General features: G+C 63.4%; 10 protein-coding genes and 2 pseudogenes. 5 read left to right on the forward strand and 7 right to left on the reverse strand.

Features of this window, described 5'->3' with window-relative positions; all coding sequences use genetic code 11:
* Window positions 1–7: 7 nt before the first annotated feature.
* From atpA to CIT31_RS07510, 4 genes are all read right to left on the reverse strand, one after another.
* Window positions 8–1,537, reverse strand: a complete 1,530-nt coding sequence (gene atpA / locus CIT31_RS07495) for a F0F1 ATP synthase subunit alpha (protein WP_023800086.1) — start codon at window positions 1,535–1,537, stop codon at window positions 8–10.
* Window positions 1,537–2,097, reverse strand: a complete 561-nt coding sequence (locus tag CIT31_RS07500; RefSeq protein WP_095518052.1) for a F0F1 ATP synthase subunit delta — start codon at window positions 2,095–2,097, stop codon at window positions 1,537–1,539. The genes atpA and CIT31_RS07500 overlap by 1 nt, the downstream gene beginning before the upstream one ends.
* Before the next feature lie 246 nt (window positions 2,098–2,343).
* Entirely contained in the window at window positions 2,344–2,739 is a 396-nt protein-coding gene (locus tag CIT31_RS07505; protein ID WP_065011182.1) for an AGROH133_08824 family phage infection protein, read from the reverse strand.
* A gap of 110 nt (window positions 2,740–2,849) precedes the next feature.
* Window positions 2,850–5,033: a primosomal protein N' gene (locus tag CIT31_RS07510; protein ID WP_095518053.1), complete on the reverse strand. Its 2,184-nt coding sequence runs from the start codon at window positions 5,031–5,033 to the stop codon at window positions 2,850–2,852.
* A 91-nt stretch (window positions 5,034–5,124) separates the two neighbouring features.
* Between CIT31_RS07510 and fsa the strand changes: the two genes are divergently transcribed.
* Complete coding sequence (gene fsa / locus CIT31_RS07515; protein ID WP_029349054.1) at window positions 5,125–5,778, forward strand: fructose-6-phosphate aldolase; 654 nt, start codon at window positions 5,125–5,127, stop codon at window positions 5,776–5,778.
* A 122-nt stretch (window positions 5,779–5,900) separates the two neighbouring features.
* Here the strand turns inward: fsa and lptE are convergent, their stop codons facing one another.
* Together lptE and leuS are read right to left on the reverse strand one after the other, a co-directional pair.
* On the reverse strand, window positions 5,901–6,488 hold the full coding sequence (gene lptE / locus CIT31_RS07520; RefSeq protein WP_095518054.1) for an LPS assembly lipoprotein LptE: 588 nt from the start codon (window positions 6,486–6,488) through the stop codon (window positions 5,901–5,903).
* Window positions 6,475–9,126, reverse strand: a complete 2,652-nt coding sequence (leuS, locus tag CIT31_RS07525; protein WP_095518055.1) for a leucine--tRNA ligase — start codon at window positions 9,124–9,126, stop codon at window positions 6,475–6,477. The genes lptE and leuS overlap by 14 nt, the downstream gene beginning before the upstream one ends.
* Before the next feature lie 146 nt (window positions 9,127–9,272).
* Here leuS and CIT31_RS07530 point away from each other — a divergent pair, with 146 nt between their 5' ends.
* The 4 genes and pseudogenes from CIT31_RS07530 to CIT31_RS07545 all read left to right on the forward strand — a co-directional run bounded on the left by CIT31_RS07530 (window position 9,273) and on the right by CIT31_RS07545 (window position 11,864).
* Entirely contained in the window at window positions 9,273–9,935 is a 663-nt protein-coding gene (locus CIT31_RS07530) for a YggS family pyridoxal phosphate-dependent enzyme (RefSeq protein ID WP_095518056.1), read from the forward strand.
* 91 nt (window positions 9,936–10,026) lie between these two features.
* A pseudogene (locus CIT31_RS07535) lies at window positions 10,027–10,280 on the forward strand (type II toxin-antitoxin system Phd/YefM family antitoxin).
* Window positions 10,280–10,671: pseudogene (locus CIT31_RS33770) on the forward strand (PIN domain-containing protein); the annotation flags it as partial. The pseudogenes CIT31_RS07535 and CIT31_RS33770, both read left to right, overlap by 1 nt.
* A 143-nt stretch (window positions 10,672–10,814) precedes the next feature.
* Window positions 10,815–11,864 (forward strand): aldo/keto reductase, encoded by a 1,050-nt coding sequence (locus CIT31_RS07545; protein ID WP_095518057.1) that lies wholly within the window; start codon window positions 10,815–10,817, stop codon window positions 11,862–11,864.
* A 71-nt stretch (window positions 11,865–11,935) separates the two neighbouring features.
* On the opposite strand, the gene CIT31_RS07550 is transcribed toward CIT31_RS07545, so the two are convergent.
* Window positions 11,936–12,844 (reverse strand): LysR family transcriptional regulator, encoded by a 909-nt coding sequence (locus CIT31_RS07550; protein WP_095518058.1) that lies wholly within the window; start codon window positions 12,842–12,844, stop codon window positions 11,936–11,938.
* Window positions 12,845–12,890 lie beyond the last annotated feature (46 nt).

Consider the following 12,890-nt stretch of genomic DNA (forward strand, 5'->3'; position numbering starts at 1 on the left):
GCTTCGTTCAAGCAAAGGTCTTGGCAAAAGTGTCGATCTCCGCCTTCAGCTTGGCACGCAGATCGTCCGACAGCGCCTTCTCCTTGCGGATGCCGTCGAGCACCTCTTTGCCGGCCGAGCGCATGTGGCTGAGCAAGCCATGCTCGAATTTGCTGACCTGGTCGATTGCCAGCTTGTCGAGATAGCCGTTCACGCCGGCGAAGATCACCGCGACCTGCTCTTCGACCCTGAGCGGCGAGAATTGCGGCTGCTTCAGGAGTTCGGTCAGGCGCGCACCGCGGTTGAGCAGGCGCTGCGTGGCGGCGTCGAGGTCGGAGCCGAACTGGGCGAAGGCCGCCATTTCGCGGTACTGCGCGAGCTCGCCCTTGATCGAGCCGGCGACCTGCTTCATCGCCTTGATCTGCGCCGAGGAGCCGACGCGCGACACCGACAGGCCGACATTGACCGCCGGGCGGACGCCCTGGAAGAACAGGTTGGTTTCCAGGAAAATCTGGCCGTCGGTGATCGAGATGACGTTGGTCGGGATGTAGGCCGACACGTCGTTGGCCTGGGTCTCGATGATCGGCAGCGCCGTCAGCGAACCGCCGCCATTGTCGTCATTGAGCTTGGCGGCCCGCTCCAGCAGGCGCGAATGCAGGTAGAAGACGTCGCCCGGATAGGCTTCGCGGCCGGGCGGGCGGCGCAGCAGCAGCGACATCTGGCGGTAGGCGACGGCCTGCTTCGACAGGTCGTCGTAGCTGATCAGCGCATGCATGCCGTTGTCGCGGAAATATTCGCCCATGGTGCAGGCGGTGAACGGCGCCAGGAACTGCATCGGCGCCGGATCGGAAGCGGTGGCGGCGATGATGATCGAATAGTCGAGCGCGCCGCGCTCTTCGAGAACTTTCACGAACTGCGCGACGGTCGAGCGCTTCTGGCCGACGGCGACGTAGACGCAGTAGAGCTTTTCCTTCTCCGGCCCGTGTTCGTGCACCGATTTCTGGTTGAGCATCGTGTCGAGAATGATCGCGGTCTTGCCGGTCTGGCGGTCGCCGATGACCAGCTCGCGCTGGCCGCGGCCGACCGGGATCAGCGCGTCGATGGCCTTGAGGCCGGTCGACATCGGCTCGTTCACCGATTTGCGCGGAATGATGCCGGGCGCCTTGACGTCGACGCGCTTGCGCTCGGTCGCCTGGATCGGGCCCTTGCCGTCGATCGGGTTGCCGAGCGCGTCGACGACACGGCCGAGCAGGCCCATGCCGACAGGCGTGTCGACGATAGCGCCGGTGCGCTTGACGATGTCGCCTTCCTTGATGTCGCGGTCGGCGCCGAAGATGACGACGCCGACATTGTCAGCTTCGAGGTTGAGCGCCATGCCGCGGATGCCGCCGGGGAACTCGACCATCTCGCCGGCCTGGACATTGTCGAGGCCATAGACGCGGGCGATGCCGTCACCGACGGACAGAACCTGGCCGACTTCGGAGACCTCGGCCTCCTTGCCGAAATTCTTGATCTGGTCTTTCAGAATTGCGGAAATTTCCGCGGCGCGGATGTCCATCAGCCGACCTCTTTCAGTGCAAGCTTGAGCGAATTGAGTTTGGTTTTAAGCGACGTATCGATCTGGCGCGAGCCGATCTTGACCACCAGCCCACCGAGCAGCGACGGATCGACGGTCACGGTGATCGCGACATCCTTGCCGGCAACGCTTTTCAGCGCCGCCTTCAGCTCGGTTTGCTGGGCGTCGGTCAGCGCATGCGCCGAGGTAACTTCAGCGGCGGTCTCGCCACGGTGCTCGGCGGCGACCTGGCGGAATGCCTTGATCATGCCGGGGATGGCGAACAGACGGCGGTTCTGGGCGACGACGCGCAGGAAATTGCCGGTGAGGCCGGTGATCCCTGCCTTGTCGGCGATCGCCGCAATGGCCTTGGCCTGGTCCTCGCTGGAGAACACCGGGCTGTTGATCAGGCGGGCAAGTTCCGCACTGCCTTCGAGCATTGCCGCGAAACTGTTGAGGTCGGCCTCGACCTGGGCCACCGAATTCGCCTGGAGCGCGAGATCGAACAGCGAACCCGCATAGCGCTCTGCGACACCTGAGATTGGCGATGACGATTGGGCCACGGACCGTCTTTTCTCTTGTCTGACAGGCCGCAGATTGTTGGCGCGAGCGAAAACTCTAGCTAAATCTTTGACCTTACTGCGTTTTTCCAAGCACGGAGGCGCGGCTTCCGCTATCCCCGGCCGAAAGTCGATTGCCGTCTAGCACAGGCATTTTAAGACCGCAATGCGTCGTCCCGCATGGTTTTCAGGCACTATTGTCGCATCCGGCGGTGCGGTTCGACCGTCGGTCCCGAATTAGCCTTTGATTCAAGGCACAAAGCCGAAGGCGAAGGCAAGCGGCAGCGCCGCCAGCACCAGTTCCACCACGATGGACGCCCAGTTGAAAGGCGTGTTGGCGCCGTCCGACATCATCGACAGCAGGCGGCCGAAGGCGGTGAACAGCCAGGAAAAGCCAAGCGCCATGTAGAGCAGCGGTTGCGCCAGCAGAATGCAGCACAGGCTGACGCCAAGATAAAAACCCGACATCCGGCCGCGCCCTTCGGCGATCGCTGCCGCCTTCTCAGGCTTGACCTGCAGCCGCAGAATCCGGAAGGCCAGCCCCGGCGCCAGGAACAGCAGCAGGCCGAACAGCAAGGTCACGACGGCGCTCGACCACGCCAGCCACTCGCCCTGGCTCATCGGCCACGGAAACGCAAATTCCATACTGCCCCCTCGAAAATGGCTGGTTCGAAATTTCGGGCATTCTAGCGAAGGAAGAGACATGCGCCAGATGGCGTCGGCAATTTACGAAAAGCCTGTGAGCTGACGGCCTCTCACAAAAAGCTCTGCGGGTCTATGTCGACCTGCACCCGCACCGAGCCCCGTATCTTCGGTCCCTCGGCCAGCATGGTGCGAATGAACCCCTGCATGTCGGCGCGCCGCTCGCCCTGGATCAGCAGGCGAAAGCGATGGCGGCCGCCGATCAGCGACAGCGGCGCCTCGGCCGGGCCGAGCACGAACAGGTCGGAGGCCTGGGGCGCCGCCCGCCGCAGGCCGCGGGCGTGCCCTTCGGCTTCCGCCCGCGTCGCCGCACTGACGATGACGCCGGCGAGCCGGCCGAAGGGCGGCAGCGCCGCCCGCTCGCGCTCGGCAATCTCGCGTTCGTAGAAGGCCTCGGCATCGCCGGAGACGATCGCCCGCATCACCGGATGGTCGGGCTGGAAGGTCTGCAGCAGGCCAAGGCTCTTCTTGCCGGTACGGCCGGCGCGGCCGGTCACCTGGCTGAGCAGCTGGAAGGTGCGCTCGGCGGCACGCGGATCGCCATTGGCCAGGCCAAGATCGGCGTCGACCACGCCGACCAGGGTCATGTTTGGGAAATTGTGGCCCTTGGCGACGAGCTGCGTGCCGATGACTATGTCGGCCTCGCCGTTGGCGATGGCTTCAAGCTCTAACCTCAGCCGCCGCACGCCGCCCATCAGGTCGGACGACAAGACGATGGTTCGGGCGTCGGGGAAATGCGCGACGACCTCTTCGGCGATGCGTTCTACGCCCGGCCCGCAGGCGACCAGATGATCAAGCGTGCCGCATTCCGGGCAGGCCTCTGGGCGCCGCTCATTGTGACCGCAATGATGGCAGACGAGCTGGCCGCGAAAGCGGTGCTCGACCAGCCAGGCCGAGCACACCGGGCAGCCGAAGCGATGGCCGCAGACCCGGCACAGCGTCAGCGGCGCATAGCCGCGCCGGTTGAGGAACAGCAGCGACTGTTCCTTTTTCTCCAGCGTCTGCCGCATATGGCCAAGCAGCACCGGCGACAGGAAACCGCCGCGCGCCGGCGGAGCGCGGCGCATGTCGATCGTCTTCAGGTCGGGAAGCGCCGCCTCGGCGAAGCGCGCCGAAAGCACAGCCCTGCTGTAGCGGCCTTGGCTCGCATTGACCCGGCTTTCGACCGACGGCGTGGCCGAGGCGAGCACCACCGGAAAGCGGCCGATATGGCCGCGCACCACCGCCATGTCGCGCGCATTGTAGAAGACGCGGTCTTCCTGCTTGTAGGCCGGGTCATGCTCCTCGTCGACGACGATCAGCCCGAGTTCCCTGAACGGCAGGAACAGCGCCGAACGCGCGCCGGCAACGACGCGTACGCCACCTTCCGCCACTTGCCGCCAGACGCGCTCGCGCATCCTTGGCGGCAGGTCCGAGTGCCATTCCGCCGGCTTGGCGCCGAACCGTTCCTGGAAGCGTTCAAGGAAGGCATGGGTCAGCGCGATCTCCGGCAGCAGGATCAGCACCTGCATGCCACGGTCGAGCGCCGCCGCAACCGCCTCGAAATAGACTTCCGTCTTGCCCGATCCGGTCACCCCGTCGAGCAGCGTGACGCCGAATGCGCCAGCGGCGACATTGGTGCGCAGCATCTCGGCTGCATCGCTCTGGTCCGGCATCAGCGAAGGCTGGGCGTAATTCGGATCGGGTGCTGCGACCACCGGTCGCGGTGGGATCATGACCGTATCGAACACGCCTTGCGCTTTCAGCCCGTCGATAACGGTCGACGAGACGCCCGCCGCATGCGCCAGACCGGACCGCGTCCAGGCGAGCCCGCCTTCGGCTGTTTCCAGCACGCGCGCCCTCGCACCCGTCATCCGGTCGGGTTTGGCGAAGGTGCGTTGCAGTCCTTCGATCCACGGTTCCGGGTCGAAGGCCTCCGGCGCCCGCAGCAGCATGCGCGCCACCATACCGGGCGGCGACAGCGTGTATTGCGCGATCCAGTCGACGAAGCGGCGCATGGCGCGGTCGATCGGCGGGCAGTCGAAGACCTGCTCGATCGGGCGCAGTTTGTTGGCATCGACCTTTTCGACGGCGCCGTCCCAGACGATACCGGCGACCTGGCGCGGGCCGAGCGGAACGCGCACGATCGAGCCCGGCACCACGCGCATGCCGGCGGGCACGGCATAGGTGTAAGGCCGCTCGGCGGGCATCGGCACCAGCACCGGTGCGGCCGCGACAAAGGGCGAATCTTCGATCATGAGGCGTGACCTTGCCCCGACTTTGGTCTAGATCAAAGTCCGACCCCAAATGTGCATGACATGCACATGAAAAATTCTTCAGGAGACCGTCATGAAATTTTTTGTCGACACCGCCGATGTCAAGGAAATCCGTGAGCTGAACGATTTGGGGCTGCTCGACGGCGTCACCACCAATCCCTCGCTGATCCTCAAATCCGGCGGCAAGATCGCGGACGTCACCAGAGAGATCTGCGAGATCGTAAAGGGCCCGGTCTCGGCCGAAGTCGTCGCCACCGAATACACGGACATGATGGCGGAGGCCAAGATCCTGGCCAGGATCGCCGATAATGTCTGCATTAAGGTGCCGCTGACGCTCGACGGCCTGAGGGCCTGCAAGGACATCCGGTCGGAGGGCCGTATGGTCAATGTTACGTTGTGCTTCTCGGCCACCCAGGCGCTGCTCGCCGCCAAGGCCGGCGCCTCCTTCATCTCGCCCTTCGTCGGCCGCATCGACGACAGCGGCTGGGACGGCATGGAACTGATTGCTGACATCCGCACCATCTACGACAACTATGATTTCCAGACCGAGATCCTGACCGCCTCGGTGCGCACGGTGAACCATGTCAAGCAGGCCGCACTGATCGGCGCCGACGTCATCACCGCCCCGCCGGCGACGCTGAAGGCGCTGGTCAAGCACCCGCTGACAGACAAGGGCCTGGAGCAGTTCCTCGCAGACTGGGCCAAGACCGGCCAGAAGATCGGCTGAAATCCAGAAGATCGGCTGAAATTAAGACGACGCGTTCCCGCAAAAAGGCCGAGCAATCGGCCTTTTTGTGCGCGAGCAACTAGACCTCGGCGTAACCGAACGTCTCGGTCCAGGCCGGAAAGTTAACCCGCCACCGTCTTGCCGTGCTTTACCAGATCCTGGGCGATCGATAGGCGCAGCAGCTCCGCCAGTTCGCGCGCCGCGCGGTTCTCGGCATCGATCTGCGCCCGATAGGTGGCAAACTCCTGACGGGGCCTGTCGTAGGACGACGCTATCGAGCGCCTGCCGGTCGCGATGGTCTTGCCGGTCTTGGCGTCGGTCAGCACATAATTCGCGGTCAGTGTCACCGTGCCCGCTGTCGGCTCGTCGTCATCGGTCGTGACCTGCACGGTCGCGGCGGACTCAACAAGTTCGGAAATGCCGAGATCGAGCGAATAGGCAGGTGAAGCCGGCTCGCCCGCACCCTGGCCCAACGCGAAGATCAGATTGTTGCGGACCTGCTGGGCGTAGCGGGTGTTGACCGGCTTGATCGAGATGGACGCGAGTTCGGCGGCAGCGCCGACTTGCGAGCCGGCCGACAGCGGCGCGCTCGAATAAAGCGGGCGCACCGTGCAGGCTGAAACCAGCGCAACCGAAGCGACCAGGCCATACAGCGCGGTACGGCGCAGCAAATGCGTCACTTCTGTCTTCCTCGGATCAGGCAACGACATTGACGATCCTCTGCGGGACGATGATCACTTTGCGCGGCGCCTTACCTTCGAGCGCTTTCTGCACGAAGTCGAGAGCCAGAACCGCTTTTTCGACCGCACCTTGGTCCGCGTCGCGCGCAATTGTCAAATCCCCGCGCTTCTTGCCGTTGACCTGGACCGGCAGCACGATCTCGCTGTCGACGACCAGCGCCGGATCATAGACCGGCCACGGCCGTTCGGCGACAAGATCGGTGCCGCCGAGCGTTTGCCAGCATTCCTCGGCCAGATGCGGCATGACCGGCGCAATCAGATGCACGAGGATGTCGACGGCTTCACGGCAGGCGGCTTTGAGTGCCGGAGCGGCCTTGCCTTCGGCCGCCTCGTTGAGCGGCGTGGTGAGCGCGTTGGCGAGCTCGTAGATGCGGGCGATGGCGCGGTTGAAGGCGAGCTTTTCGATATCCTCGCCGACCGATTTCAACGTCTTGTGCGCGGCCTTGGAAACAGTTCCTGCCTCGCGCTCCTTCGCCGCTGCCGGCTGGACCCCGGCTAGCGATTCGGCAGCAGTCGATACCAGGCGCCAGATGCGCTGCATGAAACGGTGCGCGCCGGCCGCACCTTCGTCGGTCCATTCCACGTCACGCTCGGGCGGCGAGTCCGACAGCATGAACCAGCGCGCGGTGTCGGCGCCGTAGCCGTCGGTGATCTCTTCCGGGCTCACCGTGTTCTTCTTCGACTTCGACATCTTTTCGAGTGGGCCGATCACCGCCTCGTCGCCGGTCGCGATTTCGATGGCGCGGCGTTTGCCGTCGACCTCCTCCAGCCGCACCTCGCTGGGCGCAAGCCAGCGGCCGTTCGAGGCACTGCCGACCCGATAGGTCTCGTGCACTACCATGCCTTGCGTGAACAGGCCCCTGAAAGGCTCGGCGAGATCGACATGGCCGGTCTCGCGCATGGCGCGGGTGAAGAAGCGCGAATAGAGCAGGTGCAGAATGGCGTGCTCGATGCCGCCAATATACTGGTCGACCGGCAGCCATTCCGTCGCTGCCTTGGGGTCGGTCGGGTCGTTCGCCCAGGGCGCGGTGAAGCGCGCGAAATACCACGACGAATCGACGAACGTATCCATCGTGTCGGTTTCGCGGCGTGCATCCTTGCTGCATCGCGGGCATTTGACATGCCGCCATGTCGGATGGCGGTCGAGCGGATTGCCGGGCCGGTCGAACTCGATATCGTCCGGCAGCTTGACCGGCAGGTCCGCCTTCGGCACCGGCACCACGCCGCAATCCTCGCAATGGATCATCGGGATCGGGCAACCCCAGTAGCGCTGGCGCGAAATGCCCCAGTCGCGCAGGCGGAAGTTCACCTTGCGCTCGGCCATCGGCCGATTGCCGATGGTCTTTTGTTCCAGCAGCTTCGCCACCTCGTCGAACGCCTGATCAGGCTTCATGCCGTCGAGGAAGCGAGAATTGATCATCACGCCGTCGCCGACATAGGCCTCGTCGATGATCTGGAAGTTTCCTTGATTCTCGCCTTCAGGCATCACCACCGGAATGACTGGCAAGCCATACTTGTTTGCGAAGTCGAGGTCGCGCTGGTCACCGGACGGGCAGCCGAAAATGGCGCCGGTGCCGTACTCCATCAGCACGAAATTGGCGACATAGACGGGCAGCGTCCAGTTCGCGTCGAACGGATGGACGACACGGATGCCGGTATCGAAACCCTTCTTCTCGGCCGTCTCCAGTGCTGCCACCGAAGTGCCCATGTGATGGACTTCGTCGATAAACTTTGCCAGTGCCGGATTGTCCTCGGCAGCCTTTTTGGCCAGCGGATGATCAGCGGCGACCGCCATGAATGAGGCGCCGAAAATGGTGTCCGGCCGCGTCGTGTAGACCTCCAGCTCGCCTTCGCCGTCGATCACCTTGCCAATAGCTGGGCCAGTAGCTGGGGTCGCCAGCGGCCAGCGGATCAGCAGGCCTTCCGAACGGCCGATCCAATTCGCCTGCATCAGCTTCACTTTTTCCGGCCATTCGTCGAGGCCTTCGAGCGAGTCCAGCAGATCCTGCGCATAGTCGGTGATCTTGAAGAACCACTGCGTCAGCTCACGCTGTTCAACCAGCGCGCCCGAGCGCCAGCCGCGTCCGTCGATGACCTGCTCGTTGGCAAGCACGGTCATGTCCTCCGGATCCCAATTGACCTTGGAGGATTTGCGCGTCACCAGCCCCTTTTCGACGAAATCGAGGAACAGCATCTGCTGGCGGTGGTAATAGTCGACATCGCAGGTGGCGAATTCGCGTGCCCAGTCGAGCGACAGACCCATGACCTTGAGCTGCTCGCGCATGGCGGCGATGTTCTGGTAGGTCCAATCCTTGGGATGGACCTTGTTCTGCATCGCCGCGTTCTCGGCCGGCATGCCGAAGGCATCCCAGCCCATCGGGTGCAGCACGTTGAAACCCTTGGCTCGCTTGTAGCGCGCCACCACGTCGCCCATCGTGTAGTTGCGGGTATGGCCGATATGGATGCGCCCCGACGGATAAGGGAACATCTCGAGCACGTAGTATTTCGGGCGCGGGTCGTCGTTGTCAGCCTCGAACAGCTTCTTGGCGTCCCATGCCTTCTGCCATTTGGGCTCTGATGCGCGCGGATTGTATCGTTCGGTTGCCATCGGATGTTTTTCACTTAAAAAGCAGGCGCGAACGGCCGGACAATGCCCGGCGGCTCAGGAAATGACGTCGCGGTGTTCACCATGGATTGCCGGACCCGTCAACTGCGGCGATCCGGTGAGGATAGAAACTAGGGGCAGATATAGGCATGGCGAGCGCCGTCGAGCAGTTTTTCACGGTCAAGGCGAAGATCACCGCCGCCGAGCGCGAGGCAGGACGGCAAGCCGGCACGGTGACGCTGGTCGCGGTCTCGAAGACCTTCGACGCCGCCGATATCAGCCCGGTCATCGAAGCCGGCCAGCGTATCTTCGGCGAGAACCGCGTCCAGGAAGCACAAGCCAAATGGCCGGCGCTGAAGGAAGCCTTCCCCGACATCGAGCTGCGTCTGATCGGTCCACTGCAATCCAATAAGGCGAAGGAAGCCGTCGCGCTGTTCGACGTCATCGAGACGGTCGATCGCGAGAAGATCGCTGCCGAACTCGCCAAGGAAATCGCCAGACAAGGCCGATCACCAAGGCTCTACGTTCAGGTTAACACCGGCTCGGAATCGCAAAAGGCCGGCATCGAACCCTGCGAAGCCGTCGCCTTCGTCACCCGCTGCCGCGACGTCCACGGCCTCGCCATCGAAGGTCTGATGTGCATTCCGCCGGCCGATGAGAATCCCGGTCCGCACTTCGCGCTGCTGGAAAAGCTCAGCACGGAGGCAGGTGTGGAGGAGCTTTCGATGGGTATGTCCGGCGACTACGAAACCGCGATCGCCTTCGGCGCGACAAGCGTCAGGGTTGGATCGGCGATTTTCGGCAGCCGCTAGCGGACATTTGGTTTAGAGATCCATTTTGGCTCCCGCCCTGATATCCAGGCGTGTCAAGTAAATATCTAGCCAAGCTAGCTAGGAACGGTCCATAAACTGGCACCTTCAGGATGCGAAAAACAACTTTTCCAAAGTGGTTCAGCGCGCCCGCAGCGAGGGACCGCAGACGGTGACCCTGCGTGGCGAGCGCGCGGCGGTGGTGCTTTCTGCCGAAGACTATGACCGCTTGTCGGAAAAAAGAAGTCACTGGCGGAATATCTTCTGACCGGTCCGGTCTGGGATGGTGATTTTGCCGAGGAGGTCAACCGTCGCTCGGATACGATGATCCGCGACATCGACCTCTAATGTACCTGCTTGATACGAACATCGTTTCGGATGTTCAGAGGCGTCTGCCCAAGCCGACCGCCTGGCTAGCTTCAGTGGATCCGGCCTCGATCAATCTCAGTGTTATTGCCCTCGGCGAGATCGAACGGGGGATCGTCAAGCTGCGCAAGGTCGATCCGAAACGGGGAACACGGCTCGACCTCTGGCTTAGAGAGCTTCGGCGGGACAATGCCGACCGGATCCTTGCAGTCACTGAAGATGTCGCGTTGTAGTGAGGTCGCTTCTCGGCTGGCCGCACGCGAGGCAGCGCCGAATGCTCATCGCCGCCACCGCGGTCGTCCACGACCTCATTCTGGTTACGCGCAACGTCGCGGATTTCGCCGATACGGGGGTGACGGTCCTCAGTCCTTGGACAATCTGGCCTCTTCCCAACTACGCCGGATCTTCGGGTCGCGGAACTTGGTCCAGAACCACTAGGCCGTTACGCCAATAATGGAAACGAACCGTATCGTTCCTATATCGGCCGGGTCATCCAAAACTTTCCGGAGCTGCACCATGCGCTATAATCAACTTGGAAACACGGGGATGTTCGTCTCCGAACTTTGCCTCGGCACAATGACCTTCGGCGCTGCAGGTAAAAACGCCCAATGGGGCCTGATTGCCAGCCTCGACCAGAAGGCCGTCGACGAGATCGTCGCCCGCTCGCTCGCCGCCGGCGTCAATTTCTTCGACACGGCGGACGTCTATTCCTTCGGCGCATCGGAACGGCTTCTTGGCCAGGCGCTGAGGAATCTCGGCGTCAAGCGGCAAGATGTGATCATCGCCACCAAAGTCCATGGCGCCATGGGCGACGGCCCCAACCAGCGCGGTTCCTCGCGCGGCCACATCATGGACTCGGTCGAGGGCAGCCTCGAACGGCTGCAGCTCGACCATATCGATCTCTATCAGCTTCACGGCACCGATCCGGTGACGCCGATCGAGGAGACGCTGCGGGCGCTCGATGATCTGATTGCCAGCGGTAAGGTCCGCTATGTCGGCGTCTCGAACTGGGCGGCCTGGCGCATCGCCAAGGCGCTCGGCATCGCCGAACGCAAGGGCTTCGCCCGTTTTGAGACGGTCCAGTCCTACTATTCGATCGCCGGCCGTGATCTGGAGCGCGAGATCGTTCCGCTGCTCAACGAGGAGAAGCTTGGGCTGATGGTCTGGTCGCCGATGGCGGGTGGTCTGCTCTCCGGCAAATACGGACCCGGTGCCCCCGGCAATGGCGAGGGCCGTCGCGCCAGCTTCAATTTCCCGCCGGTCAATGAAGACCGCGCCTGGGCGGCGGTTGCCGGCATGCGCGAGATCGCCGGCAAGCATGGCGTCAGCGTCGCCACGGTCGCTTTGGGCTATGTGCTGGCCAAACCCTTCGTGATGAGCGTGATCATAGGCGCCAGCCGCATGGAGCAGCTCGAACAGAACCTTGCCGCCACCGAGTTGAAGCTCGACAACGACGATCTTGCTCGTCTCGACGAGGTCAGCGCGCTGCCGGCTGAATATCCGGGCTGGATGCTTGAGCGTCAGGCAGCGGGCCGGCGTCCGCCGCCCTTTGCGCCGAAAAAGTAATTCAATCTGATCTTCGTTTTTCGGGAGCTGGCGGCTCCCGATCTTCTTTGGGCTCCCGATCTTCTTTAAGCTCAGGTCAGCCGGACAGTCTCGACCAAATAGTCGAGAAAGGCCCGCACCCGTGCCGGCAAGTGCTTGCCCTGCCCGACATAGACGGCGTGGGTGAGTTCCTCGTCGCCGGGGTTGAAGTCTTCCAGAAGCGGTATCAGCCGCCCGGCGGCGATGTCGGGCTCCACATGCCAGCGCGCCAGCCGGGCGATGCCAGTGCCCGAGAGCGCCATCAGCCGCATCGCCTCGCCGTCACTGACCAGCGCGTTTCCGGTGATCGGGACGACAACCGCCTTGCCGGCCGCGTCGACGAAAGGCCAGCCGTCGACATGGCGCACGAAGCAGAAACCCATCCGGTTGTGATGATCGAGATCGGCCGGCGTTCGGGGTGCGCCGTGCTTCCTTAGGTAAGGTGGCGCGGCGACGACGACCACCCGGCTCTGCCCGAGCTTGCGCGCCACCAAACGTGATTCACCGAGCGGCCCGGCGCGGATGGCGACATCAGCGCGCTCCTCCATCAGGTCGATGACATTGTCGGTCAAAACCAGATCGATGGCGATTTCCGGATAGCGTTCGAGAAATCGCGCCATGAGCGGGATCAGCCGGTGCTGCCCGAACGGCACGTAGCTGTTGACGCGCAGCCGTCCACGCGGGGCAGCACCGGCCGCCGCCTCACGCTCCGCGGCCGCCATGTCGGCCAGGATGCGCGCGCCGCTGTCGAAGAAGGCCGCGCCTTCTGGGGTCAGTTGCAGCTTGCGCGTCGAACGGCTGACCAGCCGCGCGCCAAGACGTGCTTCCAGCCGCGCGATCAGCTTGCTCACCGCCGACGGCGTCATCCGCAACGTGCGAGCGGCGGCCGAAAAGCTCCCCGCCTCAATGACGCGGACGAACACTTCGATCTCGCCTGAGCGATTGATGTCGGGTCTCGCCATTCGTGAATCTATTTCACAGACGATGTGCCTGACGCAAGGCTGGTTC

It is taken from the genome of Mesorhizobium wenxiniae, assembly GCF_002284535.1.
GTDB classification, from domain to species: domain Bacteria; phylum Pseudomonadota; class Alphaproteobacteria; order Rhizobiales; family Rhizobiaceae; genus Mesorhizobium; species Mesorhizobium wenxiniae.

What these genes read in the sequence shown, in the direction of transcription:
- CIT31_RS07505 (WP_065011182.1), bottom strand. Translation starts at nt 2,739, where the DNA reads ATGGAATTTGCGTTTCCGTGGCCGATGAGCCAGGGCGAGTGGCTGGCG.
- CIT31_RS07530 (WP_095518056.1), top strand. Translation starts at nt 9,273, where the DNA reads ATGGCGAGCGCCGTCGAGCAGTTTTTCACGGTCAAGGCGAAGATCACC.
- fsa (WP_029349054.1), top strand. Translation starts at nt 5,125, where the DNA reads ATGAAATTTTTTGTCGACACCGCCGATGTCAAGGAAATCCGTGAGCTG.
- lptE (WP_095518054.1), bottom strand. Translation starts at nt 6,488, where the DNA reads ATGTCGTTGCCTGATCCGAGGAAGACAGAAGTGACGCATTTGCTGCGC.
- CIT31_RS07510 (WP_095518053.1), bottom strand. Translation starts at nt 5,033, where the DNA reads ATGATCGAAGATTCGCCCTTTGTCGCGGCCGCACCGGTGCTGGTGCCG.
- atpA (WP_023800086.1), bottom strand. Translation starts at nt 1,537, where the DNA reads ATGGACATCCGCGCCGCGGAAATTTCCGCAATTCTGAAAGACCAGATC.
- CIT31_RS07550 (WP_095518058.1), bottom strand. Translation starts at nt 12,844, where the DNA reads ATGGCGAGACCCGACATCAATCGCTCAGGCGAGATCGAAGTGTTCGTC.
- CIT31_RS07545 (WP_095518057.1), top strand. Translation starts at nt 10,815, where the DNA reads ATGCGCTATAATCAACTTGGAAACACGGGGATGTTCGTCTCCGAACTT.
- leuS (WP_095518055.1), bottom strand. Translation starts at nt 9,126, where the DNA reads ATGGCAACCGAACGATACAATCCGCGCGCATCAGAGCCCAAATGGCAG.